This is a genomic window from Streptomyces sp. NPDC001858 (assembly GCF_053594615.1).
Window position 1 is genome coordinate 62,662 of record NZ_JBSFEV010000015.1, and the last position, 25,008, is coordinate 87,669.

Annotated in this window: 19 protein-coding genes and 1 pseudogene; 11 read left to right on the forward strand and 9 right to left on the reverse strand. The window is 73.8% G+C overall.

Annotation, left to right across the window (positions count from 1 at the left end):
• Positions 1-9: 9 nt before the first annotated feature.
• Both ACWCPF_RS22120 and ACWCPF_RS22125 read left to right on the forward strand, forming a co-directional pair.
• Entirely contained in the window at positions 10-1,611 is a 1,602-nt protein-coding gene (locus ACWCPF_RS22120; protein ID WP_451046854.1) for an ABC transporter permease, read from the forward strand.
• Positions 1,611-2,633 (forward strand): ABC transporter ATP-binding protein, encoded by a 1,023-nt coding sequence (locus ACWCPF_RS22125; protein ID WP_451046766.1) that lies wholly within the window; start codon positions 1,611-1,613, stop codon positions 2,631-2,633. Before ACWCPF_RS22120 ends, ACWCPF_RS22125 begins: the two co-directional genes overlap by 1 nt.
• A gap of 73 nt (positions 2,634-2,706) precedes the next feature.
• Here the strand turns inward: ACWCPF_RS22125 and ACWCPF_RS22130 are convergent, their stop codons facing one another.
• From ACWCPF_RS22130 to ACWCPF_RS22160, 7 genes are all read right to left on the reverse strand, one after another.
• The gene (locus ACWCPF_RS22130) at positions 2,707-3,414 is read right to left on the reverse strand and encodes an LAETG motif-containing sortase-dependent surface protein (protein ID WP_451046767.1); all 708 of its coding nucleotides are present in this window, start codon (positions 3,412-3,414) and stop codon (positions 2,707-2,709) included.
• Between the two features lie 163 nt (positions 3,415-3,577).
• Complete coding sequence (locus tag ACWCPF_RS22135) at positions 3,578-4,705, reverse strand: LOG family protein (protein ID WP_451046768.1); 1,128 nt, start codon at positions 4,703-4,705, stop codon at positions 3,578-3,580.
• A gap of 35 nt (positions 4,706-4,740) precedes the next feature.
• Positions 4,741-5,160, reverse strand: coding sequence for a VOC family protein (locus ACWCPF_RS22140; RefSeq protein WP_451046769.1), 420 nt, complete (start codon positions 5,158-5,160; stop codon positions 4,741-4,743).
• Positions 5,161-5,280: 120 nt separating this feature from the next.
• Positions 5,281-6,609, reverse strand: a complete 1,329-nt coding sequence (locus tag ACWCPF_RS22145; RefSeq protein WP_451046770.1) for a hypothetical protein — start codon at positions 6,607-6,609, stop codon at positions 5,281-5,283.
• Entirely contained in the window at positions 6,591-7,334 is a 744-nt protein-coding gene (locus ACWCPF_RS22150; RefSeq protein ID WP_451046771.1) for an ABC transporter ATP-binding protein, read from the reverse strand. Before ACWCPF_RS22150 ends, ACWCPF_RS22145 begins: the two co-directional genes overlap by 19 nt.
• A 215-nt stretch (positions 7,335-7,549) precedes the next feature.
• On the reverse strand, positions 7,550-8,914 hold the full coding sequence (locus ACWCPF_RS22155) for an aspartate aminotransferase family protein (RefSeq protein ID WP_451046772.1): 1,365 nt from the start codon (positions 8,912-8,914) through the stop codon (positions 7,550-7,552).
• A gap of 19 nt (positions 8,915-8,933) precedes the next feature.
• A complete protein-coding gene (locus ACWCPF_RS22160) occupies positions 8,934-9,452 on the reverse strand; it encodes an Lrp/AsnC family transcriptional regulator (protein WP_451046773.1) in 519 nt (172 codons plus the stop codon).
• A gap of 181 nt (positions 9,453-9,633) precedes the next feature.
• Here ACWCPF_RS22160 and ACWCPF_RS22165 point away from each other — a divergent pair, with 181 nt between their 5' ends.
• The 8 genes and pseudogenes from ACWCPF_RS22165 (at position 9,634) to ACWCPF_RS22200 (ending at position 15,864) form a co-directional block, all read left to right on the forward strand.
• The gene (locus ACWCPF_RS22165) at positions 9,634-11,073 is read left to right on the forward strand and encodes a gamma-aminobutyraldehyde dehydrogenase (RefSeq protein WP_451046774.1); all 1,440 of its coding nucleotides are present in this window, start codon (positions 9,634-9,636) and stop codon (positions 11,071-11,073) included.
• Between the two features lie 151 nt (positions 11,074-11,224).
• Positions 11,225-11,578, forward strand: coding sequence for a sortase-dependent protein (locus tag ACWCPF_RS22170; RefSeq protein ID WP_451046855.1), 354 nt, complete (start codon positions 11,225-11,227; stop codon positions 11,576-11,578).
• Positions 11,575-12,183 (forward strand): annotated as a pseudogene (locus tag ACWCPF_RS22175) (class F sortase); the annotation flags it as partial. The gene ACWCPF_RS22170 and the pseudogene ACWCPF_RS22175, both read left to right, overlap by 4 nt.
• 98 nt (positions 12,184-12,281) lie before the next feature.
• Complete coding sequence (locus ACWCPF_RS22180) at positions 12,282-12,779, forward strand: RNA polymerase sigma factor (protein ID WP_451046775.1); 498 nt, start codon at positions 12,282-12,284, stop codon at positions 12,777-12,779.
• Positions 12,763-13,293 carry a hypothetical protein gene (locus ACWCPF_RS22185; RefSeq protein ID WP_451046776.1) on the forward strand — a complete coding sequence of 177 codons (531 nt, stop codon included), beginning with the start codon at positions 12,763-12,765 and terminating at the stop codon, positions 13,291-13,293. The genes ACWCPF_RS22180 and ACWCPF_RS22185 overlap by 17 nt, the downstream gene beginning before the upstream one ends.
• Positions 13,294-13,367: 74 nt before the next feature.
• Positions 13,368-14,327 (forward strand): hypothetical protein, encoded by a 960-nt coding sequence (locus tag ACWCPF_RS22190; RefSeq protein WP_451046777.1) that lies wholly within the window; start codon positions 13,368-13,370, stop codon positions 14,325-14,327.
• 57 nt (positions 14,328-14,384) lie between these two features.
• A complete protein-coding gene (locus ACWCPF_RS22195) occupies positions 14,385-15,044 on the forward strand; it encodes a hypothetical protein (protein WP_451046778.1) in 660 nt (219 codons plus the stop codon).
• Positions 15,019-15,864 carry an inositol monophosphatase family protein gene (locus tag ACWCPF_RS22200; protein WP_451046779.1) on the forward strand — a complete coding sequence of 282 codons (846 nt, stop codon included), beginning with the start codon at positions 15,019-15,021 and terminating at the stop codon, positions 15,862-15,864. Before ACWCPF_RS22195 ends, ACWCPF_RS22200 begins: the two co-directional genes overlap by 26 nt.
• A gap of 20 nt (positions 15,865-15,884) precedes the next feature.
• On the opposite strand, the gene ACWCPF_RS22205 is transcribed toward ACWCPF_RS22200, so the two are convergent.
• Positions 15,885-17,606 (reverse strand): SLC13 family permease, encoded by a 1,722-nt coding sequence (locus tag ACWCPF_RS22205; RefSeq protein WP_451046780.1) that lies wholly within the window; start codon positions 17,604-17,606, stop codon positions 15,885-15,887.
• Between the two features lie 113 nt (positions 17,607-17,719).
• Between ACWCPF_RS22205 and ACWCPF_RS22210 the strand changes: the two genes are divergently transcribed.
• A complete protein-coding gene (locus ACWCPF_RS22210) occupies positions 17,720-23,539 on the forward strand; it encodes a WD40 domain-containing protein (protein ID WP_451046781.1) in 5,820 nt (1,939 codons plus the stop codon).
• Positions 23,540-23,584: 45 nt separating this feature from the next.
• Here ACWCPF_RS22210 and ACWCPF_RS22215 read toward each other — a convergent pair whose 3' ends face one another.
• Entirely contained in the window at positions 23,585-24,757 is a 1,173-nt protein-coding gene (locus ACWCPF_RS22215) for a serine hydrolase domain-containing protein (RefSeq protein WP_451046782.1), read from the reverse strand.
• Between the last annotated feature and the right edge of the window lie 251 nt (positions 24,758-25,008).

A 25,008-nucleotide genomic window follows, 5' to 3' on the forward strand; every position in this document is an offset into this window, starting at 1 on the left:
CTCGGGCTCATGGCCCTGCCCGTCGCGTTCTTCGCGGTGTTCTTCGCCTACCCGGTCGCCGCGATCGTCGCCCGGGGGCTGAACGTCGACGGGTCCTGGCGGTTCGGGCGGCTGTGGGACGTGCTCGCCCAGTCCGATGTCCGGCATGTGCTGTGGTTCACCACCTGGCAGGCGCTCGCCTCCACCGCGCTCACGCTGCTGGTCGCGCTGCCGGGCGCGTATGTGTTCGCCCGGCTGGACTTCCCGGGCAAGCAGGTGCTGCGCGCGGTCGTCACCGTCCCGTTCGTGCTGCCGACGGTCGTCGTCGGCACGGCGTTCCTGGCACTCGTCGGGCGCGGCGGGCTGCTCGACGACCTGTGGGGCGTACGGCTGGACACGACCGTGTGGGCGATCCTGCTCGCGCACGTCTTCTTCAACTACGCCGTCGTGGTACGGACCGTGGGCGGGCTGTGGGCGCAGCTCGATCCCGGGCAGGAGGAGGCGGCGCGGATGCTGGGCGCGTCCCGGCTGCGCGCCTGGCGGACGGTGACCCTGCCCGCCCTCGGGCCCGCCGTCGCGGCCGCCGCGCTGATGGTCTTCCTCTTCACCTTCACCTCCTTCGGTGTGGTGCAGATCCTCGGCGGCCCGACCTTCTCGACCCTCGAAGTGGAGATCTACCGGCAGACCTCCGAGATCTTCGACCTGTCCACGGCCGCCGTCCTGACGATCGTCCAGTTCGCGGCCGTCGGCGGGGTCCTCGCCGTGCACGCCTGGGCCGTGCGGCGGCGGGAGAGCGCGTTGCGGCTGGTGGACGCGGCGGTGACGGCGCGGCGGCCGCGCGGGGCCGGGCAGTGGTCGCTGCTGGCGGGGGTGCTCGTGAGCATCGCCGTGCTGCTCGTGCTGCCGCTGGCAGTGCTGGTGCAGCGGTCGTTCGACGCCCCCGACTTCGCCTACTACCGGGCGCTGACCAGCGACGACGGCAATGTCTTCCTGGTTCCGCCGATCGAGGCGATCGGCAACTCGCTTCAGTACGCCCTCGCCGCGACCGCGATCGCGGTGCTGATCGGCGGGCTCGCCGCGGCCGCGCTCACGCGTAGGGACGCCGGACGGCTGGTGCGGGGCTTCGACGCGCTGCTGATGCTGCCGCTGGGCGTCTCCGCGGTGACCGTCGGCTTCGGGTTCCTGATCGCGCTCGACGAGCCTCCGCTGGACCTGCGCGGCAGCTGGATCCTGGTGCCGCTCGCGCAGGCGCTGGTCGGCGTGCCCTTCGTCGTCCGCACGATGCTGCCCGTGCTGCGGGCGGTGGACCGGCGGCTGCGGGAGGCGGCGGCCGTGCTCGGGGCGTCGCCCTGGCGGGTGTGGCGGGAGGTCGACCTGCCGATGGTGCGGCGGGCGCTGCTGGTCGCGGCCGGGTTCGCCTTCGCGGTGTCGCTGGGGGAGTTCGGCGCGACCGTGTTCATCGCCCGGCCCGACAACCCGACGCTGCCGGTCGCCGTGGCGCGGCTGCTCGGCCGGGCCGGTGAGCTCAACTACGGGCAGGCGATGGCCCTTTCGACGATTCTGATGGTGGTGTGCGCGGTGGCCCTGCTGGTGCTGGAGCGGCTGCGGACCGATCGGACGGGGGAGTTCTGATGCCGCTGCTCGAACTCGACGGCGCTACCGTGCGGTTCGGTGGGCGGCCTGTGCTGGACGGCGTCGATCTCGCCGTCGCCGAGCACGAGGTGGTGTGTGTGCTCGGGCCGAGCGGGAGCGGCAAGTCGACGCTGCTGCGGGCGGTGGCGGGGCTGCAACCGCTGGATTCCGGGCGGGTGTCGCTCGGCGGGAGCGATCAGGCGGGGGTGCCCGCGCATCGGCGCGAGCTCGGGCTGATGTTCCAGGACCACCAGCTGTTCCCGCAGCGCGATGTGGGCGGCAATGTGGCCTTCGGGCTGCGGATGCACGGTGTGCCCAAGGCTCAACAGGGCGAGCGGGTGCGGGAGTTGCTCGAACTCGTCGGGCTGCCGGGGGCCGCGGGCCGGGCCGTGGCCGCGCTGTCCGGCGGGGAGCAGCAGCGGGTGGCGCTGGCCCGGGCCCTCGCCCCGCGGCCCCGGCTGCTGATGCTCGACGAGCCGCTCGGGCAGCTCGACCGGTCGCTGCGTGAGCGGCTGGTCGTCGAACTGCGGGAACTCTTCGGCCGGTTGGGCACGACCGTGCTCGCGGTCACCCACGACCAGGGCGAGGCGTTCGCGCTCGCCGACCGGGTCGTGGTGATGCGGGACGGCCGGATCGCCCAGTCCGGCACGCCGCTGGAGGTCTGGCAGCGGCCGGCGGACGCGTTCGTGGCCCGCTTCCTCGGCTTCGACAACGTGGTGGAGGCGACCGTCACCGGCGAGGTCGCGGTCACGCCGTGGGGCAAGGTGCCGGTGCCGGCCGGGTCGGCGCAGGGGGCGCGCACCTTGCTGGTCCGGCCCGCCGGGGTGCGTCTGGTGGGTGTGGACGAGGGACTGCGCTGCACGGTCGCCGCGCGCACCTTCCGGGGCACGCATGTCGCCGTGCACCTTCAGCCGGAGGGCGCGCCGAAGCTGGAGGCGGCGTGCGCGCTGCGGGACGCGCCGGAGGTCGGGAGCACGGTGGAGGCGTCCTTCGACCCGGCCGAGATCGTCGTGCTGGACTGACGCGGGCCCGGGAAAAGCGGGTGGCCCGCCCCGGTCGGGGGCGGGCCACTCACGTTCGGGTCGGTGGTGGAGGTCAGCGGTGGCTGGCCCCACGGCGACGCATGCCGAAGAACACCGCGCCGCCGCCGACGGCGACCAGTGCGGCCGCGATGCCGGCGATCAGACCGGTGTTGGAGCCCGCGCCGGTCTCGGCGAGGTTGGACTCCTGGACCGCGGCCGACGGGGCGTTGCCCGCTGCGGCCGGGGGCGCGGTGCTCTCGCTCGCCGAGTCGGACGGGGACGGCGAGGCGGTGTCCGTCTCGGCGGGCGGCGGAGTGGTGTCCGACGGCGTCGAGGACGGGGTGGTGGTCGGGGTGGTGTCGTCGGCCTTGCAGGCCTTGGACGGGGTGGTCAGGTTCGGGGCTATGTCGGCGTCGACGAGGGTCTTCTTGCCGTCGTTGGCCACGACATGGATGCGGTACTCGGCGTTCGGCTCCCAGTCCTCGGCGAAGGAGATGGTGACGCCCTCCTTCGTGCCCTTGACGGTCTGGGCTTCGCCGACCTGCCTCAGGTCGGCGCCGTTGTTCTCGAGGAACACGGTGATCACGGCCGGGACGCCCGAGGGGTCCTTGTCGGTGACGGTGATGACGCCCTTCGTGCCGTCACAGGCGGCTGCGGCGGAGAACTCGCCGATCTCGCAGGCCAGCGCGGTGCCGGAGGCACTGAGCGCGAGGGCGGCGGAGGCGGCGGTGACGCCGAGCATGCGCACCGAACGGGCGGCGGTACGGCGGGATAGGGACACGTTTGTCCTTTACGGGAAGCGCAACTGCGGGGGGTGGAGGGGGAGGTGACGCCCCCGGGTGAGCGGAGTGCTTCACCATCCCCAGCCGACTCACAGGTCTATAAGCGTTCCATAAGAAGTGTCAATGCGGCGACCCCTCTGAGCGGTTGCCTTTACCCGCTTATTAACCACCGAGACGTTTCAACGCCTCCGGAGCCTCCTCGATCCGGTCAACGAGGGCGATACGGGACTCCATCGCCCGCTCCCGGGCGAGTGACCGCAAGAGCGGCCAGGCCGGGAGGCGTTCGGTCCAGTGCGCGCGGTCCACGAGCACCATCGGCGTCGGCTCGCCCCGCGACTCGTAGTAGTTGGGCGTCGTGTTGTCGAAGATCTCCTGGACGGTTCCGGCGGCGCCCGGCAGGAACACCACGCCCGCGGTGCAGCGGGCCAGCAGGCCGTCCTCGCGGGTGGCGTTGGAGAAGTACTTGGCGATGTGCGCGGCGAACGGGTTCGGCGGCTCATGGCCGTAGAACCAGGTGGGGATGCCCACCGAGGCCCCGCCGCCGGGCCAGTCGGCGCGCACCTCGAAGGCGGCCCGGGCCCAGTCGGTGATCGAGGGGGTGAACTTCGGGGCCTTGGCGAGGCGTCGGAGGGAATCGTCGAGCATCTCGTCGCCGAAGGGGGCCGCGTACGCGCCGAGGTTGGCCGCCTCCATCGCGCCGGGCCCGCCGCCGGTCGCCACCGTGAGGCCCGCGCGGGCGAGTTCCCGGCCGAGGCGGGCGGCTCCGGCGTACTCCTCCGTGCCGCGGGCCATCGCGTGACCGCCCATCACCCCGACCACCCGGGTTCCGACGAGGAGTTCGTCGAGGGCGTCCGAGACGGCGTCGTCGTGGATCGAGCGGAGCATGGAGCCGAATATGTCGCCGTCCGCCTTGGTCTGCTGGAACCAGGCGTAGGTGCGGGCGTCCGGGGTCGCCTCGTAGCCCTCGGCCAGGTCGGCGAACAGCTCGTCGGGGCCGTAGACGAAGCCGCGGTACGGGTCGAAGGACAGACCCGGCACGGGCGGGAGCACGAGGGCCCCCGAGGCGCGGGACTTCGCGGCCGCGTCCGGGTGCATCGGGCAGCCGAGGAAGACGGCGGCCGCGGTGTCCAGGGCGAGCAGGACCTCGGTACGGTCCGTCAGGTCGACCGACTGGACGCGGAAGTGCGAAAGGGTGCCGTGGTCGCGGACCACCTCGTCGAACTCGGCGAGGGTCTCGATCTCACGGTCGTGGGAGCCGTCGAACGGCTGGGCGGGTGTCGTCGGATGCACCCGCCCATGCTAGGCACTGCCGTGCGAACGGGGGTTCAGCCCTCCACGGCCGACGGGTCCATCCACACGATCTCCCAGGTGTGGCCGTCGAGGTCGTCGAAGGAGCGGCCGTACATGAAGCCCATGTCCTGGGTCTCGCCGCTCGGCGAACCGCCCAGCGCGAGCGCCTTGTCGACCAACTCGTCGACCTTCGCGCGGCTCTCGGCGCTCAGCGCGATCAGGACCTCGCTGGTCTTCGTGGAGTCCGCGATCTCCTTCTTGGTGAAGGTCGAGTAGAACGGCTTGACGAGCATCATCGCGACGATCGTGTCGCTGATCACCACGGAGGCCGCGTTCGCGTCGCTGAACTGGGGGTTGATCGTGTAGCCGAGCTCCGTGAAGAACTTCTTCGAGGCGTCGAGGTCGTTCACGGGCAGGTTGACGAAGATCATCTGCTGGTAGGCCGGGGCGGTCATCTGGTCTCTCCCGAGGTTCGTGTCGCCGGTTCGTGTCGCCGGTGTGCTGCTGTTCGGTGGGGTAGACCCGGGGGCCGGGCCGAACTCATCGGTGGGCGGGAGATCTTCTCGGCCGGGGTTTCAGCGGGCCAGCGGGAGCGCCGCGAGTTCGGCCACGACGAGGGTGAGCGGGACGAACAGCGCCAGCAGCGCGCCGGTGCGCATGGCGGCGGCGCTGCGCAGCGTCTTGGCCGGAGCGCCCAGGCGCAGCAGCGCGGCGGTGGTGTCGGCGCGGGCCTGCCGCGCCTCCACGGCCGCCGTCAGCAGCGTGGCGACGGTGGAGCCCGCCACGACCAGTGCGCCGAGGGTGGTGAGCGGGCCGAAGGACGGGTCGGCCGGGTCGTACAGCGCGGCCATCGTGTACGCGCCGGAGGCCACCGCGCAGACCACGCCCAACGGGCGGCCGATGCGGGACGCCTCCTGCATCAGGCCCCGGCCGGCGAGGAGGCGGAGGGCGCCGGGGCGGGCCGTCTGCAGCAGCCGGCCGCACAGATGGGTGAGGCCGGGGCCGGCCAGGGCGAGGCCGATCGCGGTGAGGATCCAGCCGAGGAGGACGCCGGTGGGGCCGCTCGGGAGGCCGCCGGGGAGCGGCAGGGAGCCGTCGGCGGCGCGGCTCGCGTAGCCCTCCACCGCCAGACCGGTGGCCAGCAGCGCCGCTCCCCAGGGGAGGGCGGTGGGGTCGGGGACGGGGGTGAGGCCGAGCGGGAGGTCCGGGGCGGGGGCGGCCTCGGGCTCCGGGGCGGGCGGGGTGTCGTCGGCCGGGGCGGCGGGGCGGGGCGCGCTGCTCTTCAGCCGCGCGCCGAACCGGCCGTACGCCCCGAACGTCTCCCTGGACCCCGTCGGTCCGCCCGCGCCGAACCGGCGCAGCGCGCGCGGGGCCGCCTGGGCCGCAACGCGTGCGTCCCGCGGGCGGAGCATCAACGCCACCGCGACGGAGGAGGCCGCCGGCACCAGGGCCAGCAGGGTCAGGGCGGCGGGCAGGGGCAGCGGCTGCTGCGCGGCCAGGAACTCGGCCGCCGCGCCGTCGAACGGCATGCCTGTGAGGTCGCCGCGCAGGTGGAGGAAGAGGAGGAGGGCCAGCATGGAGCCGAGCAGCGTCGACAGGGCCGTCGTCGTCGCCGAGACGGCCATCAGCCGGGCCGGGCCCAGGCCGACCGCCGCGAGGCCCGGCCGGGGGCGGGTGCCGGGGTCGGTGCGGGCCACGGCCCGCGCGAAGTAGACCGTCGCGGCGAGGGGGACCGCGCACCAGGCGAGCCGGAGCGCGGAGGCCGCCGAGGCGTCCGGGTGGGTCAGGGCGTGGCCGAGGGTGCACAGGAGGAGGAAGCCGGTGCCCGCCGAGGCCGTCGCCACCAGGAGACGGCGGAGCTGGACGGCGGGGTGGGCGCTGCGGGTCAGACGGAGAGCGAGCACGCGGCCCCCCGGCCTTCCGGCTCCGGCACCGGGGGCAGATGCACCGTCTTCACCCGGCGCCCGTCCAGCAGCGGCACTGTGCGGTCGGCGAGGGCCGCGGTCTCCGCGTCGTGGGTGGCCAGCACCACCGCGATGCCGTGCGAGCGGGCCGCCGTCGTCAGGGTGCGCAGGACGTGCGCCCGGTCGGCGCGGTGCAGCGGGGCGGTGGGCTCGTCGGCGAAGAGGATCGAGGGGGCCGGGGCCAGAGCGCGGGTGATGCAGACCCGCTGGCGCTCGGCGTGGGTGAGTTCGTGCGGGCGGCTGCGGGAGCGCTCGCCGATGTCCAGGCGCTCCAGCCACTCCATCGCCGCGACCTTGGCCCGGCGGCGGCTGGTGCCGCGCAGCATCAGGGGGAGGGCCGCGTTCTCCCAGACGTTGAGCTCGGGCACGAGGACCGGCGTCGGGTCGATCCAGCCGAAGCGGTCGCGGCGCAGCCGTTCGCGGGCCATCGGGCCCATGGTGTGCACGGGGACGCTGTTGAACCAGACCTCGCCGCGCTGGGCGGGCACCAGGCCGGACAGACAGTGCAGCAGGGTCGTCTTGCCGCTGCCGCGCGGGCCGCTGACGGCGAGGATCTCGCCCTCCCGCACCCCCAGGGAGACCCCGCCCAGGCCGGGGGAGCCGTCGGGGTGCGTGAAGTGCAGGGAGCGTGCCCAGAGCACGTCGTTGTCCGGTGGGGCCTCCATGGGCGTACACCTCGGTTCAGATCCGTTGGTTCCCTGGTCGTTCCCCCGTCCGGGGGCGTGAAGGGGGAACGAAGGCAGGGCCGATCGGTCACGAGCACGCTAAGGAGGTCGCGGCGGGCATCCGCACAGCACACGGCCCCGGGCCGCCGTTTCTCACTCGAACGGCAGACACCGGGGCCGGTGTTGATCACAGAGTCAGCTCATCAGGCTGTCGGTCAGAGCTTCGTCCACGCCTCCGTCAGCGTCGCGCGCAGGATCTGCTCGATCTCGTCGAACGTCTCCTGGTTCGAGATCAGCGGCGGGGCGAGCTGGACGACCGGGTCGCCGCGGTCGTCGGCACGGCAGTACAGGCCGTTCTCGAAGAGCGCCTTGGACAGGAAGCCGTACAGGACGCGCTCGGTCTCGTCCGCGTCGAAGGACTCCTTCGTCGCCTTGTCCTTGACCAGCTCGATGCCGTAGAAGAAGCCGTTGCCGCGGACGTCGCCGACGATCGGCAGGTCGTGCAGCTTCTGGAGCGTGGAGAGGAACGCGCCCTCGTTGTCGAGGACGTGCTGGTTGAGGTTCTCGCGCTCGAACAGGTCGAGGTTGGCCAGGCCCACGGCCGCGGACACCGGGTGGCCGCCGAAGGTGTAGCCGTGCAGGAAGGTGTTGTCGCCCTGGTAGAACGGCTCGGCCAGCCGGTCGCTGATGATGCAGGCGCCGATGGGGGAGTAGCCCGACGTCATGCCCTTGGCGCAGGTGATCATGTCCGGGACGTAGTCGAACTTGTCGCAGGCGAACATCGTGCCGAGGCGGCCGAAGGCGCAGATGACCTCGTCCGACACGAGGAGCACGTCGTACTGGTCGCAGATCTCGCGCACCCGCTGGAAGTAGCCGGGCGGGGGCGGGAAGCAGCCGCCCGCGTTCTGCACCGGCTCCAGGAAGACCGCGGCGACCGTGTCCGGGCCCTCGAAGAGGATCTGCTGCTCGATCTGGTCGGCGGCCCAGCGGCCGAAGGCCTCGGGGTCGTCGCCGAACAGCGGGGCGCGGTAGATGTTGGTGTTCGGGACCTTGTGCGCGCCGGGTACGAGCGGCTCGAAGGGGGCCTTCAGGGCCGGCAGGCCGGTGATGGACAGGGCGCCCTGCGGGGTGCCGTGGTAGGCGACCGCGCGGGAGATGACCTTGTACTTGGTGGGCTTGCCGGTGAGCTTGAAGTACTGCTTGGCGAGCTTCCACGCGGTCTCGACGGCCTCGCCGCCGCCGGTGGTGAAGAAGACCTTGTTGAGGTCGCCGGGCGCGTGGTGGGCGAGACGTTCCGCCAGCTCGACGGCCTTGGGGTGGGCGTAGGACCACACCGGGAAGAACGCGAGCTCCTGCGCCTGCTTGAAGGCGGCCTCGGCGAGCTCCACGCGGCCGTGGCCGGCCTGGACCACGAACAGACCCGCGAGTCCGTCGAGGTAGCGCTTGCCCTTGTCGTCGTAGATGTAGGTGCCCTCGCCCCGGACGATCGTCGGGACCGGGGAGTTCTCGTACGAGGACATGCGGGTGAAGTGCATCCACAGGTGGTCGTACGCGGTGCGGCTGAGGTCCTTTGAGCTCACGGTTATCGGGTCCTCACGGTTATCGGGTTCCCCACATGTAGGTCTGCTTCTTCAGCTTCAGGTAGACGAAGCTCTCGGTCGAGCGCACGCCGGGCAGGGCGCGGATGCGTTTGTTGATGACCTCCAGCAGATGGTCGTCGTCCTCGCAGACGATCTCGGCGAGCACGTCGAACGAGCCCGCGGTCATCACCACGTACTCGACCTCCTGCATGGCGGTCAGCGCCTCGGCTATGGACTCGACGTCGCCCTCGACGTTGATCCCGACCATCGCCTGCCGGCGGAAGCCCACGGTCAGCGGGTCCGTGACGGCGACGATCTGCATCACGCCCTGGTCGAGCAGCTTCTGGACGCGCTGGCGCACGGCCGCCTCGGAGAGGCCGACCGCCTTGCCGATCGCGGCGTACGGCCGCCGGCCGTCCTCCTGGAGCTGCTCGATGATGGCGAGGCTGACGGCATCGAGGTGCGGGGTGCCGCCGTTCCTGGACTCGCGGGAGTCCCTGTGCTCTGCGCTTCGACTGGCCACGACCTCACTGTGCACGACGTCTCGACAGTTCCGCAAGGTCGATGCGATGAAATTCGTTGTTTACGCGAGCGAGATCTGCGGATTCCGCAGCCATCACGCGATCGGGGGTGTTGAAAACGTCGGTGCGCGGATTAGTGTGGGTGTCTCAGTCCATGGACACCCGCACGCGGGACACCCGCACTTGGAGGGCCGGTCAGTGACCAGCGAGCTGCGTCGTCTGCGCAACTACATCGATGGTGAGTTCCGGGATGCCGTCGACGGACGGACCACCGAGGTGGTCAACCCCGTGACGGGCGAGGCGTACGCGACCGCGCCGCTGTCCGGCCCGTCGGACGTCGACGCCGCGATGGCGGCCGCCGCCGCGGCCTTCCCCGGCTGGCGCGACACCACCCCGGCCGAGCGGCAGAAGGCCCTGCTGAAGATCGCGGACGCGTTCGAGGAGCGCGCCGAGGACCTCATCGCGGCCGAGGTGGAGAACACGGGCAAGCCGATCGGGCTGACCCGCTCCGAGGAGATCCCTCCCATGGTCGACCAGATCCGCTTCTTCGCGGGCGCGGCCCGGATGCTGGAGGGGCGCTCGGCCGGCGAGTACATGGACGGGATGACGTCCATCGTGCGCCGCGAGCCGGTCGGCGTCTGTGCGCAGGTCGCGCCGTGGAACTACCCGATGATGATGGCCGTGTGGAAGTTCGCCCCGGCGATCGCGGCCGGCAACACGGTCGTCCTGAAGCCCTCGGACACCACCCCGGCCTCGACCGTCCTGATCGCCGACATCATCGGCTCGATCCTGCCCAAGGGCGTCTTCAACGTCGTCACCGGCGACCGGGACACCGGCCGGCTGATGGTCGAGCACCCGACCCCGGCGATGGCCTCCATCACCGGTTCGGTGCGCGCCGGCATGTCGGTCGCCGAGTCGGCGGCCAAGGACGTCAAGCGCGTCCACCTGGAGCTGGGCGGCAAGGCGCCGGTCGTCGTCTTCGAGGACACCGACATCGCCAAGGCCGTCGAGGACATCTCCGTGGCGGGCTACTTCAACGCCGGCCAGGACTGCACGGCCGCCACGCGCGTGCTCGTCCAGGAGTCGATCCACGACGAGTTCGTGGCGGCGCTGGCCAAGGCCGCGGCCGAGACGAAGACCGGCCGGCCGGACGACGAGGACGTGCTGTACGGCCCGCTCAACAACCCCCACCAGCTCCAGCAGGTCAGCGGCTTCATCGAGCGGCTGCCCGCCCACGCCAAGGTCGAGGCGGGCGGCAAGCGCGTCGGCGACCAGGGCTACTTCTACGCGGCGACCGTCGTCTCCGGTCTGAAGCAGGACGACGAGATCATCCAGCACGAGGTCTTCGGACCGGTCATCACCGTCCAGTCCTTCACGGACGAGGACCAGGCCGTCGAGTGGGCCAACGGCGTCGACTACGCCCTCGCGTCCTCGGTGTGGACCAAGGACCACGGGCGCGCGATGCGGATGTCCAAGAAGCTCGACTTCGGCTGCGTGTGGATCAACACCCACATCCCGCTGGTCGCCGAGATGCCCCACGGCGGCTTCAAGAAGTCCGGCTACGGCAAGGACCTGTCGGGCTACGGCTTCGACGACTACACCCGCATCAAGCACGTGATGACCTCCCTCGACGGATAGCGCTCCGCGGCGCAGAGCCGCCCCTCGGGTCGACGCCCCGGGGCGGCTTTGCCAGCTCTTTACAACCCGCCCCGGGGCTGCCTCGTCTCTCCGCCCGATCCGTCGCCCGTTCCGTCGACGGACCGAGGAAAGAGAGCGATTCATGCGACTCATGCCCCGAACGGGCCTCACCGCCCTGGCAGTTGCGACCACCGCCCTGCTGGCCTGCGCGGCCCCCGCGCTCGCCGACGCGGGGACGCCGACCCCCGTCCCCGACACCCGCAGCGCGAGCCCGGTGCCGAGCGAGGCCGCCGACGACCGCACGCCGGCGGACGAGGCCGGCACGGCTCCGTCCGCCGTCCCGAGCCAGGTCGGCGTCGTGCCGCGCGGCGCGGCCGACACCGGCGTCGAGGAGCCGTCGGCCGACAGCAACGGCACGCTGATCGGCGGCAGCGCGACCGCGGTGGTCGCGGCGGCCGGCACCGCCTTCTACGTCGTACGCCGCCGGAGGGCGACCGGCGCATGAGCCCGCTCTCCAGGCGCGCCCCGGCCGCCCTCGCGGCCCTGGCGGCACTGCTGCTCCTCCCGGGCTGCGCCGCCGACGAGGCCGAACCGGCCGCCGCACGCACGCCGGGCGGCTCCTCGGCCCCGGTCGCGCGGGCGGCGCAGCCCCTCGCGCGCTCGGCGCCGGTCGGGCTGCGGATCCCCGCCATCGAGGTCGACGCCCCGGTCATGCGACTGGGACTGGCCGCCGACGGCAGCGTCGAGGTGCCCCCGGTCGAGAAGGACGACCGGGCGGGGTGGTACGAGCACTCGCCGACGCCGGGACAGACCGGACCGTCGGTCGTCCTCGGCCATGTCACGGTCGGCCGGTACGGCGACGGCGTCTTCCGCCGCCTCGATCAACTGCGCGACGGCGACCTGATCGAGGCGCGCCTGGAGAACGGCACGACGGCCCGGTTCGCCGTCACCGAAGTACGCACCGTCGACAAGGCGCGGTTCCCGACCGAGGACGTCTACGGGAACGTGGACCGGCCCGAGTTGCGTCTCATCACGTGCGGCGGCCCCCGTACCGGCGACGGATACCGCGACAACGTGATCGTCTTCGCCGCGCTGAGCCCGTCGGCCGGTCCATCGGCCGGTCCGTCGGCCGGTCCATCGGGCGGTCCGTCGGCCGGTCCATCGGGCGGTCCGTCGGCCGGCACTGCGTCGAGCGCTGCGGGAGAACGTTGAAACGGCTCGCCTCGCGGGAGAGGGCGGCGTCCGAGCTGTTCGCCGCCCTCTACCCACGCCTCGCCGGCTGGTGCCGCCGGCTCGTCGACGACGACGAGACCGCGCACGAGATCGCCTCGGAGGCGTTCACCCGGCTCTGGGCCCGTTGGACGGCGGTCGCGGAGCCCCAGGGCTTTCTCTTCGTCACCGCCGCCAACCTGGTCCGCGACCACTGGCGCAAGCTCGAACGGGAGCGCCGGGCCGTGCGCCGGGCCGGCGTCGAGGCCGCCGTCGCCCCGCCCGCCGAACCGGTCGACCCCTCGGTGCGGATGCTCGTGCAGTCCCTGCCCGACCGGCTGCGCGTGCCGATCCTGCTGCACTACTACGCTGACATGCCGATCAGGGAGGTGTCCGCGCTGACCGGGCGCAAGGAGGGAACCGTCAAGGCCGACCTGCACGCGGCCCGTGAACTGCTCCGCGCCCATCTGAGGAGAAGCCTTGATCACACCTGCTGACGACTTCGACGACGGCCCGGACCTCGACCCCGACGACCCCCTCACCGTCATCCTGCGACCCGCCTCCGGCCGTCTCGGGCCGCCGCCCGGCCGCTACGAGGAGGTCCGCCGTGGCGCGGCCCGCCGCCGGCTGCTGCGCGCCGCCGCCGGGGCCGGGGCGACCTGCGCGGCCCTCGCGCTCGCCGTCCTGCTGCCGCTGCGCCTCACGGCCTCCGACGCGCCCGCACGACCGACGGTCCCGCTCGCCCCGCCGTCGGTGAGCGGCTCGCCGACCGCGCCCACCCCGTCGGCCGTGCCCTCCCCGGCGGACGCGCCCGGGCCGGCGGGCCGGCGCCCTACCGAGGGGGCCCCGACCCCCGTACCGGACGCCCGGGCCTCGACCGTGCCGACCGGCACCGCTGCCTCCACCACCGACCCGGTCCGTAACCTCTCGCCGACACCGGCCGCCCGGGACGAGTCGTCCACGGCGCGTACGCCGTCCGTCGCGCCCTCCGCGTCGAGTACGCGCCGCTGAGGCCGATGCACGCACCGTAGCCGTCGGGGGGCGGTTGCTCCTACCCTGGAAGCCGCCGTCGGGGGAGGGTGGCCGTGTCGCGTACCACACCGCAGCCGTCGGGGCGCCGGCTGGAGGACTCGATCGCCTGGGCGGTCCGCAACGCGGACGGCGTCGTCGCCATCGGGCTCGCGCTGACCGTGGCCCTGCTGGACATCACGGACAAGGGCTTCGACGAGGACAACGACATCGTCTCCGGCGCCATCCTGCTGGTGCTGGCCGCGCTGGTGTACGGCTCGCTGACCGAGCGCCGACGGCGGATGGCCGACCTGCGCGCCGCCACCGCCGGGACGAGCCGGGCCATCGAGGACCTCGCGATGGTCCGCACCCTGGCCGGCCCGGAGGTGGGCCTGGCGCACGAACAGGCCCGACGCAGCACCGCCCGCTGGGTGTTCAAGGGCGGCACCGGCACCTATCTGCGGGCGGTGACGCTGCCGGAGTGCGTGCGCGAGGCGCAGCGGCAGCGCCGCTCCCTCAGCATGAAGATCGACATCGTCAACCCGGCCGACGACCGGGCCTGCGAGGCCTACGCCCGCTTCCGGCGCACCTTCGGACACGAGGACACCGGCGGCTGGACCCTCGAACGCACCCGCAAGGAGGCGTACGCCACCGTCCTGGCGGCCAGTTGGCACCGGCAGCGGCTGGACACCCTGGAGATCGACGTCCATCTCAGCTCCGTGGCCCCGGCGTTGCGCTTCGACCTGTCCGACACCTGCCTGATCATCACCCAGGACGACCCGCGCCGCGTGAGCCTGTACGTCGAGCGGGGGCGGCCGCTGTACGACTACTACGTCACCGAGTTGCACCAGAGTCGCGAGCAGGCGGTCAAACTCGACCTGCGGGAGGCCACCCCGCTCGGCGACGCACCGACCGTCGACGAGGCGAGAGTCCTGCTGGAGCGGCTCGGACTGCCGTTGCCGACGAGTTTCACCGACCGCGACGTCGGCGACATCATCGACAAGGCGCTGCACGCGGAGGATCCCTACCGCAGATGACAGCGCCGTCTTTCTGCGATCTGTCGAGGTCTGACGAGGTCTGAGGAGGGGGGAGCGATGGACTACCCGGCCCTGGAACGGGCCGCACGGCGGGGGGCGTCCGCCGAGCTGACGGGGCATGCCGCGGCGGAACTGGAAGAGATCGTGTCCGGCCGCCGCGCCCTGCGCGCGGTGCGCCATCCCCTGGGTTTCGTCTGCCTGCCCGTGCTGCGCGACGGCGCCGAGGGCGTCTGCGTGCATGTCTTCGGACCGACGGACCCCATTCTGATCGACCATCAAGTGCACTCCCACAGCTGGGAGTTGACCAGCACGGTGCTGTACGGGCGGCTGAGCGACCGGCGCATGGAGGTGGCCGAGGAGCGCGCGCAGCCCACCCACCGGGTCTTCGAGGTGCGCAGCGAACCGTCCGGGGTGGACGAACTGCGGCCCACCAGGCGGCTGGTGCGCTGTTCTCCCGGCCCCGAGCGGACCAGCGCACCGGGCCAGACCTACGCCCTCGCCGCGGGTGAGTTCCACACCACCGTGGTGCCGGACGGCCGTCCGACCGCCACCCTGGTGCTGGGACGGACGCTGCCCGGCCGGGCGGACCTCTCCCTGGGCCCGGTACGGGCCCCGGGCCACTGGGTGGTCCGCAGGATGTGCGACGCGGCCCAGACCGCCCGGATCGCCCAGGCCGCGCTCAGGAGGATCCATGAGCCCCAGCCCCCGCTCGTCTGACTTCACCGCCGAGTGCCGTACGGCGGTGGCGGCCGCCGAGGCGGCCGGGGCGCTGCTGCGGTCCCGCTTCCCGGACGGCTTCGCGGCCCGGCCCAAGGGGGACCGCGGCGATGTCGTCACCGACCTGGACCTGCTGGCCGAGGCCGTGGTCGTGGACCGGATCCGCGCGCAGTTCCCGCAGGACCGCGTCCTCGCCGAGGAGGCCGGCGACCTGGGCGGCGGGGGCGGCGGCCGGACGTGGCTGGTGGATCCCCTCGACGGCAGCAACAACGTGGTGATCGGGCTGCCCGTCTACGTCGTCGGCGTCGCCCTCTGCGTCGACGGGGCGCCGGTGGTCGGCGTGGTGCACGACCCGGTGACCGGGCGGACCTGGTCCGCCCGGCACGGCGGCGGCGCGCACGGCCCCGCCGGACGGCTGCTCGCCCCCGCCGGCCGGCCGGCCTCCCCGGCGGGACCGCTGCTGGCCTGGACCCAGGGGCACGCGGTGCGCCGCGACGACCCCGCGGTCTGCGCCCTGCGGCACACCCTGGAGCTGCGCTCCCGCCGGCTGCTCCAGCTGTGGGCGCCCCTGCTGGCCTGGGCGATGCTGGCCCGCGGGGACATCGACGGCTTCGTCGGCTACCGCGCGGAGGCCATCGACCTGCCGGCCGGCGCCCTGCTGGCCCGCGAGGCGGGAGTCGTCCTGCGCCATCTCGACGGCCGCGACTTCATCGGCGGCTTCACCGGCCCGGACACCGAGCGCTCCTTCGTCGCGGGCCGGCCGGAGGTGCTGCCGTCCCTGCTGGAACTGGTCGCCGAGTCCGCGGTGTCGGCCCCGTGAATGCCTGAACGCCTGCACGGCTACCGGGTGAGCGCCAACGCCCCCACCGACGCCGCCACCGCCGTGACCGCCAGCACCGCGCCCGTACCCATCAGCCGGGCCACCGGCACCCGGACCCCGTACGCGAGGCAGCGTTCGTACCACAGGAGGGTCGCCAGCGACGCCCACGGGGTGATCACCGGGCCCGCGTTGGTGCCCACCAGCAGGGCGAGGAGCTGATCGTGGTTGGCGACCGGCACGGCCCCCTCGCCGGCGAGGTAGACGGGCAGGTTGTTCAGAACGTTCGACAGGCCGCCGCCGACCGCCGCCGCGCGGAACTGGCCCAGCAGGCCGCCGTCCGCGCCGACCGCCGAGGCCAGCAGGTCGTGCAGACCGTGCGCGTTGACCGTCTCCACCACCAGGAACATCCCCGGCACCATCACCAGCAGCCGCCAGGGGATCAGGGACCAGCGCAGCGCCGAACGGCCGCGCAGGGCGAAGGCCGCCACGGCGACCGCGGCGGCCGTCGCGGACGCGATCCACAGCTCCACGTCGGCGACCAGGATCGCCAGCAGGAACCCGCCACAGGCGAGCGCACAGGCACGGAAGAGCACGGCGTCGGCGGGCCGGTGCACCGGCGGCACCGCGTAACGATCACGACCCCCGCGCGACCCGAGGCCCGAGCCGAGCCCGCGGCCTGCGCCGAGCCCGCGGCCCGAGCCAGGCTCGCCGCCTGCGCCGGGCGCGCCGGGCGTGCCGGGCGCGCCGGGTTCGCTGCCTGCGCCGCCCGCGTCGGGCGCGCCGCCCGCGTCGGGCGCGCCGCCCGCGTCGGGCGCGCCGCCCGCGCTGAGTTCGCCGCCTGCGCCGCGCTCGCGGCCCGAGCCAGGCTTGCCGCTTTCGCCGGGCGCGCCGGGTTCGCCGCCTTCGCTGGGCGTGCCGGGTTCGCGGCCTGGGCCGGCCGCGCTGCGCTCGCGGTCCTCGTGCAGGCGCTCTTCGATCTGCGCGGCGCCCGGCCCGTCGGGCTTGGAGCGCTCGTCGCCCGCGTCGGGCGTGCAGCGCTCGCTGCGTTCGCCGCCTGGGCCGGGGGTGCTGTGCTTGGGGCCCGTGTCGGGCTTGCTGGCCTTGCGTAGGCGTTCCGTGATCTGTGCCGCGCCCGGGCCGGCCTCGGGCTTGCGCCCCGGCTCGGGCTTCGTGCGGCGGCCCCGGCGCCAGTAGAAGAGCCACAGGCAGGCCGTCGTCACCAGGATCGCGGCCAGTTGGGGTGCCCACATCCGTGCTGCCAGCCCCGCCGGGGACAGTGCGACGCGGTCCGCGGCCAGCAGGTTCGTCAGGTTGGAGACCGGCAGGAGCAGGCTCGCCGTGTTCGCCAGCCACACCGTCGTCATCGCCAGCGGGACCGCCGCGATGCCGATCCGCCCCGCCAGCGCCAGCATCACCGGGGTCAGCAGCACCGCCGTCGTGTCCAGGTTCAGCGCGATGGTGGTGACGGACGCGAACGCCACGCACAGGAGGAACAGCAACGGGTAGCTGCCCCGGCCCGCTCGTGCCACCCGCGCCGCGACCACGTCGAACACCTCTGCCCTGCTGGTGAGTTCGGCGAGCACGATCACCGTGCCCAGGAACGCCAGCAGCGGGGCGATCCGCCCCATCGCGTCGGACGCCGAACCGCTCGGCAGCAGGCCCGAGGCCACGCACACCAGTCCGATCGCGAGAAGGCCGATCGCCACCCGGTCGAGCACATGCAGACGTCTCAGCACAGACACGCTGGGAAGGGTCGCACAATTGTGCTCCGCTGTGACCAGGGACGGGGACCGGTCCGGAAAAAGCCCATATCTACGCTCGCTCACGGCATCATAGATATATGGGGGGTCGTCAGATGACCGGTGACGCAGGGCCGTTGGACTTCTTCGTCAGCTATTCGCCGGCCGACGAACGCTGGGCGTCCTGGATCGCGTGGACGCTGGAGGAGGCCGGATACCGCACGGTGCTGCAGGCCTGGGACTTCGTGGCCGGCACCAACTTCGTGGACTTCATGGACCGCGGGGTGAGCGAGTCCGCGGCCGTCATCGCCGTGCTCTCGCGCAACTACGAGCGCTCCCGGTACGGCCGGATGGAGTGGCAGGCCGCGCTGCGCGCCGACCCGGACGCGCCCGAGCGGCGGCTGCTCACGGTCCGGGTCGAGGACATCCCCGTGGAGGGGCTCCTCGCCACCATCACCTACGTCGACCTGGTGCCCGTCACCGATCCGTCCGCCGCCCGCGACCTGCTCCTCACCCGGGTCCGGCAGGCCCTCGACGGGCGGGCCCGGCCGAGCCTGCGGCCCGCGTACCCGGGCGACGGCCGCACGGTCCCGCCCGCCCCCGCCCCCGCCGTGCCGGTCGCGCCCGCCTCCGGACGCCCGCTCGGGCGGGCCGGCTGGGCCGGGCGGCGCAGGCCCGCCGCGCCGCCCGCATACCCGCGGGTCACCGGCGACCCGGCCACCCGCGAGGCGGTCACCGTGCTCCAGCTGGCCGGGCCCGCGTTCGGGCGCGGTCAGGATCCGGCCGAGCTGCAGGCGGCGATCTGGGGCGACCTCGTCGAGCTGTACGACGCCGGGGCGCCCGCCCCCGAACTGCTGGTGGTCACCGGCGATCTGACCGCCTCCGGCAGCCCCCGCGAGTTCGACCAGGCGCTCGCCTTCCTCACCGGACTGCGGGCGCTGCTCGGCCTCGAACCGCACCGCGTCGCCCTCGTCCCGGGCGGCCATGACGTCAACCAGGCCGCCTGCCGGGCCTACTTCAGCACCTGCGAGGCCGACGAGATGCCGCCCCGGCCGCCGTACTGGCCCAAGTGGCGGCACTTCGCCCGGCTCTTCCAGGAGCTGTACCAGGGCCTCGACGCCGTCTTCGACAGCGATCAGCCGTGGACCCTCTTCCCCGTGCCGGAGCTGCACACCGTCGTCGCCGGGCTGAACTCCTCGATGGCCTACAGCCATCGGCTCGACGACCGGTACGGCCTGCTCGGACCCGAGCAGGCCGCCTGGTTCGCGCAGGCGCTGCGGCCCTACGAGGAGGAGGGGTGGCTGCGCATCGGCGCACTGCGGCACGCCCCCGGGACGGCCCGGGCCGGCCTGCCGCGCGGCACGGCCCAGGACGGCTCGGGGCCGCTGCGCGACACCGACGTGCTGGCCCGGCTCACCGCGCCCCGGCTGCATCTGCTGCTGCACGGCCCGACCGGCCCCGGCGCGCACCCCGCCCTGCCCACCGCCGCCGGCGAGCTGCCGCTGCTCGGCGCGGCCGGACCCGCCCGGCACCAGCTGCTGCGCATCGGCCGCGACGGGCTCACCGCCTGGCCGGGCCCCGGCGAGCCGCGCCGCAGCCGCGTCGAGTGGCGGCGGGCCCACCGGGCCTTCGCCCCCGACGACGACCATTCCGACGACGGCCCCACCGGCGTCCCCGACCCGACGGCCGGGGCCGATCCCGATCCACGGGCCGTGCCGTCGCCCGCCGACATACTTCTGGCCCGGGTCGCGGAGGTGTGCCGGACCCGGCACGAGGGCGCGCAGCTCCGCCCGGTCGCCGGCCCGGTGCCCCAACTCCTCGTCACCTGGACCCAGTCGGGCTTCGTCCGCCAGCAGCGGGTCGCCGTGCACACCGGCACCCCCACCGACCAGGACGTCGAACGGGTCGTCGCGCTCGTCCACGCCGCCGACTCCGAGACCGAGGCCGAACTCGTCCACGACGGCCCGCCGCCCGCCCGCGAACTGCGCGACCAGGCCCGCCGCAGAGGCGTCCGGGTGCGCAGCTTCACCGAGTTCCAGGGCCTGCTCGACCTGCGGGCCTACGTCGGCGCCCAGAGCGAGCGGCTGCGCACGGACCCCCGCTACCCGCCGGGCATGTACCTGCCCCAGCGCTACCGCGAGGCCGAGCGGCTCGACGCCGAGGACCGCGACGGCCTGGTCGACGACATGCTCCGCCTCCTCGACTCCGACCAGGGCCGCTTCCTGCTCCTGCTCGGCGACTTCGGCCACGGCAAGACGTTCGCGCTGCGCGAGCTGGCCCGCCGGATCCCCCTCGAACTGCCCCACCTGGTACCGCTGCTGGTCGAACTGAACGCGCTGGACCGGGCCTACTCCTTCGAGGGCCTGGTCGCCGCCCACCTCGCCGCCCACGGCGTCGACAACATCGACCTGCGCGCCTTCAGATACATGCTCCAGCAGGGCCGGATCGTGCTCCTCTTCGACGGCTTCGACGAACTCGTCACCCGCGTCACCTACGACCGGGCCGCCGAACGCCTCCAGGTGCTGCTCGACTCCGCCGTCGACAGCGCCAAGATCGTCGTCAGCAGCCGCACCCAGCACTTCCGCTCCCAGGGCCAGGTGCTGACCGCGCTCGGCGAGCGCGTCGGCCTGCTCCCGCACCGCCGGGTGCTCGCCGTCCAGGAGTTCACCCCGGCGCAGATCCGCGCCTACCTGATCAACCGCTACGACGGCGACGACCGCGCCGCCGACCGCCGGGTGCGCCGGCTCGACGCCATCCCCGACCTGCTCGCCCTGTGCCGCAACCCCCGGCTGCTGGGCTTCGTCGCCGACCTGGACGACGACCAGCTGCGCGCCGTCGCCGGGGCCGGCCGCGCGCTCAGTCCCGCCGGGCTCTACGAGGAGGTGCTCAGCGCCTGGCTGCGCTTCGAGCAGCAGCGGGCCGGCGGCCCCGGCCGGGCCCCAGGACTGAGCCTGGAGCAGCTGTGGAACGCGGTCACCGCGCTCGCCCTGAGGCTGTGGCAGAGCGGCCAGGACTCGCTGCGGCTCGACGAGCTGACGGACGTCGCCGAGACCCTGACCGGCCTCGCCGACAGCCGGCTGTCGGTCCCGCAGGCCGCGCACGCGGTCGGCTCCGGCAGCCTGCTGGTGCGCAGCGAGGACGGCGTCTTCCGGTTCATCCACGGCTCGGTGGTGGAGTGGCTCATCGCCCGCGAGTGCGCGCTGCGGCTGGCCGCGGGGGACAGCACCCTGCTCGGCCGACGTCAGCTCAGCCGGCTCGCCGTGGAGTTCCTGTGCGACCTGGCCGACCACCGGGCCTGCCAGGAGTGGGCCGAACAGGCGCTGGCCGCGCGGGAGACCGGGGGCGCGGAGGTGTCCCGCGCCAACGCCGTGAAGATCCTCTCCCGGCTGCGGGTGCCCGCCCACACCGATCTGCGCGGCGCGGCCCTCGCCGGGGAGGACCTCTCCTACCGCGACTTCTCCGGCGTCGACCTCACCCGCGCCGACCTCACCGACGCCCGGCTCGTCGGCGCCAACCTCTCCGGCGCGGTCCTGCGGGACGCCAGGCTGACCGGCGCGCGACTCGACGGCGCCGATCTCACCGGGGCCGACCTGCGCGGGGCCGATCTGCGGCGGGCCCGGCTGATCCGCACCGATCTCACCGGCGTCCGGGTCGAGGGCGGCCGCTGGCGGCGGGCCGCGCTCATCGGCGCGACCACCGGGGCGGGGCTGCCGGACAGCCCGGAACTCTCGGTTGCGGCGCTGGCGCCCGGCATGGCCGTCGACTCCGGGTTCCGGCCCTCCGCGGTCGGCGTCCCCTACGGGTTCGACATGCGCACCAGCCGACTGCCCGAACCCATCTCCTACAGCCCCGACGGCGAACTCCTCGCCGTCGGCAGCGAGGACGGCGGGGTGCTGGTCTGCGACGCCGTCACCGGCATCGCCCTGCGCACCCTGCAGGGCCACACCGACCGCGTCTACGCCGTCAAGTTCCGCGAGCGGGTCCTCGCCACCGGCAGCGCGGACGGCACCGTCCGGCTGTGGGATCCGGTGTCCGGCGCGTGCCGGCACCGGCTGGAGATCCACCCGCGGGGCGTCTGGCCGGTAGCGCTGGACGCCGGGGGAGCCCTGCTCGCCACCGGCGACGCCGACGGCGTGGTCACCGTGTGGGACACGGCCACCGGCGCCCCGCTGCACCGGCTGCCCGGTCACTCCGCGCCCGTCTACACCGTCGCGTTCACCGCCGACAACGCCACCCTCGTCACCGGGGACGCCTCCGCCGCCGTCCGCCTGTGGGACCTGCGCTCCGGCCGGCTGCTCGGGGCGCTGCCGGGGCATCGCGGCGCGGTGTTCCGGGCCCGGTTCAGTCCGGACGGCGCCCTGCTGGCCACCGGCGACATGGGCGACGGACGGGCCGGCACCGTGCGGGTGTGGGACGTGGCCCGGCGGTGCGTGGTGCACACGTTCACCGGGCACGCCGGCCGCGTCTACACGCTCGACTTCCACCCCGGGGGCCGGTTCCTGGTGAGCGGCGACACCGAGGGCCAGGTGCGCCTGTGGGACCTGGCCGCCGGGGCCGGCGCCGGGGTGCTCGGCGGCTGCCGCGGGGCCGTCTACCAGGTGCTGTTCGATCCCGACGGCACGCTGCTCGCCGCCGGGGACAGCCAGGGCGTCGTCCGGCTGTGGCGGTTCGCCCCGGAGGCCGACCCGGCCGCCGGGCCGGTCGCCGTGCCGCTCACCCGGCAGCCCACCGAGCACCGCGGCTCGGTGTGGGTGTGCAAGTTCCGGCCGACCGGGGAGGGCGCCGCCCCGGAGACCGGCTCGCTGCTGGTCACCGGCGGCAACGACGGCGTCGTCCGGCTCTGGGACCCGGCCACCGGTCAGGGGCGGCGGATCCTGCGCGGGCACGGGCGGCGGATCGGCACCCTCTCCTTCAGCGCCGACGGCTCGATGCTCGCGGCGGGCGGCAACGACGGCGTCGTCCGGCTGTGGCACTGCGCCTCCGGGCGGCGGCTGCGGGAGCTGGCCGGGCAGAGCGACCGGCTGATCTCGGCCGTGTTCAGCCCCGGCGGCCCGCTGCTCGCCACCGCGAGCAGCGACGGCGACATGTACCTGTGGAACGCCGAGACGGGCGAGTACCAGCGCGAGCTGGACGTCGAGACCGACCACGTCTGGGCGGAGGCGTTCAGCCCGGACGGCGAACTCCTCGCCACCGCCAACGACGACGACACGGTGTGCCTGTGGTACCGGGCGACCGGCGCGCACGTCGTCACCATCGGCGAGCACTTCGGGCGGGTCCGCTCGGTCGCCTTCCGGCCCGACGGCGCGGTCCTGGCGACCGGCTGCGACGACCGCAAGGTGCGCCTCTGGGACCTCGCCGAGCGCCGGATCACCGCCGTCCTCGACGGGCACACCGACCGGGTGTACGCCGTCACGTTCGCGCCCGACGGCTCCTGGCTGGCCAGCGCCTCATGGGACGGCCGGGCGGTGATCTGGCGGGACGGCGTGGCCGCGCACCGGCTCACCGGGCACACCGGCAAGCTGTGGACGGCCGCGGCCCACCCGAGCCGCCCGCTGCTGGCGACCGCGGGCGACGACCGCAAGGTCCGCCTCTGGGACACCCGCACCGGCCGCGAGCTCGCCGCCCTGACCGGCCACACCGGCCGCGTCCTCGCGGTCGCCTTCAGCCCCGACGGCTCGACGCTGGCGAGCGGCGGCGAGGACGGCACCGTCCGGCTGTGGCAGCTCCCCGCCGACGGACCGGCGGCGCTGCGCGCGACGCTGGTCGGTCTGCCGGGCGGCTGGGCCGCGCTCGCGCCGTCCGGCGGCTACAAGTACGAGGGCGATGTCACCGGCGAGTTCTGGCACGCGGTGGGCATGTGCCGGTTCGAGCCGGGGGAGCTGGACGGGCACCTGCCGGGGGTGCGGAACGTGGCACTGGAGGACCCGCTGGAGTGAGCCTGCGGCGAGCTCGCGGTGCGCGGGAGGTGAGCGGGCGGTGAGCTACTTGAGCGCGGCCGTGATGATCCGGGTGACGACCGGATTCGCGTCCGCGCTCTTGGCGTCCGTGGAGTTGACCGAGTAGACGAGGGTGCGGCTGAGGTCGCGGGTGGCGGCGACGGCGGAGTTGTAGCCGTACCGGCCGCCGGACTTGACCCAGTAGACCTTCCCGTCGGCCTCGAACCGGGTGAGGCCCGCGCTGTAGGCGGCGCCCTCGATGCCCGCCGGGACCGTGAACATCTCCTCGAGCTGCGGCTGCGGCACGATCCGGCCCCGGAACAGGGCGGTGATCAGCCGCTCCAGGTCCACGGTCGTGGAGATCATGTCCCCGGCGGCGAACCGGTCCGCCTGGTTCCACTCGGTGACGTCCCAGAACTCCGTCGTCCCGTCGGCCTTCTCCACCTTCTGGTAGCCGAGGTTGTGCGGGCCGAGGATGCGCGGGTCGGCGCCCGGGAAGTACGTGTCCCGCATCCCGGCCGGCGCGAGCACCAGCCGCTGGACCTCCTCGGCGTAGGCGTGCCCGGTCACCTTCTCGATCAGCAGGCCGAGGAACGTGTAGTTGATGTTGAGGTAGTGCTGCTGCTTCCCCGGGCAGAACTCCGGCTGCTTCGCGCCCGCCGACGCGGCGACCCGCTGGGGGCTGAGGGTGTCGAAGCGGTGCGCGTACACCTCCTCGAAGGTCTCGCCGAGACCGTCGCCCGCCGGGATGCCGCTGGTGTGGTTGAGCAGCTGCCGCACGGTGATCGGCCGGAACTGCCTGCCGAGCAGGCCGGGCAGATAGCGCTGGATCGGCGTGTCCAGATCGATCCGCCCGTCGGCCGCGAGCCGCAGCACCGCCGCCGCCGTCACCACCTTCGTCGTCGAACCGGCCCGGAACCGGGCGTCCGGGTCCGCGGGCGCGCCGCTCGCCAGGTCGTGCACGCCCGCGCTGCCGCGCCAGACGCCGTCGGTGCCGCCGACCCGGACCAGGGCGGCGGTCGCGTCGGCGTCCGGGAGCCCGGCGAGCGCGGCGGCGAGCGCCTGGGTGTCGAGGCCGTTCGCGCGCTGTGCGGCGGCCGCGCTGGGCGCGGTGGGTGCGGCGGGCGTGGCGAAGGCCGGGGCGGCCAGCGGTCCGGCCGCCGTGAGGGCGAGGACGAGGGAGGCGGCGAGGACGGTGGTGCGGCGGCGAGCGCGCATGCGGGGACTCCAGCCAGGGCGGGTCGGAAGATTCGTGATGATCCTCCGGCGGCACGGGACCGTTCGGGATCGTCGCCGAGGAGGGTGCCCGCCCCCGAAGGAACCCTGAGCAACTGCCTTACGAGATGGGGGAGTTGCCAGGGGCGTCCCCTACGGGTGGCGAAAAAACTGTTATCCGGGGGCCGCCCGGGCCGTCTCCACGGCTGTGATCTCCGACATTGCCAGCAGCGGGGGCTCGGCTGAGAGGGTGC

What these genes read in the sequence shown, in the direction of transcription:
- ACWCPF_RS22120 (WP_451046854.1), top strand. Translation starts at nt 10, where the DNA reads ATGGCCCTGCCCGTCGCGTTCTTCGCGGTGTTCTTCGCCTACCCGGTC.
- ACWCPF_RS22125 (WP_451046766.1), top strand. Translation starts at nt 1,611, where the DNA reads ATGCCGCTGCTCGAACTCGACGGCGCTACCGTGCGGTTCGGTGGGCGG.
- ACWCPF_RS22140 (WP_451046769.1), bottom strand. Translation starts at nt 5,160, where the DNA reads ATGACCGCCCCGGCCTACCAGCAGATGATCTTCGTCAACCTGCCCGTG.
- ACWCPF_RS22150 (WP_451046771.1), bottom strand. Translation starts at nt 7,334, where the DNA reads ATGGAGGCCCCACCGGACAACGACGTGCTCTGGGCACGCTCCCTGCAC.
- ACWCPF_RS22170 (WP_451046855.1), top strand. Translation starts at nt 11,225, where the DNA reads ATGCCCCGAACGGGCCTCACCGCCCTGGCAGTTGCGACCACCGCCCTG.
- ACWCPF_RS22195 (WP_451046778.1), top strand. Translation starts at nt 14,385, where the DNA reads ATGGACTACCCGGCCCTGGAACGGGCCGCACGGCGGGGGGCGTCCGCC.
- ACWCPF_RS22200 (WP_451046779.1), top strand. Translation starts at nt 15,019, where the DNA reads ATGAGCCCCAGCCCCCGCTCGTCTGACTTCACCGCCGAGTGCCGTACG.
- ACWCPF_RS22210 (WP_451046781.1), top strand. Translation starts at nt 17,720, where the DNA reads ATGACCGGTGACGCAGGGCCGTTGGACTTCTTCGTCAGCTATTCGCCG.
- ACWCPF_RS22215 (WP_451046782.1), bottom strand. Translation starts at nt 24,757, where the DNA reads ATGCGCGCTCGCCGCCGCACCACCGTCCTCGCCGCCTCCCTCGTCCTC.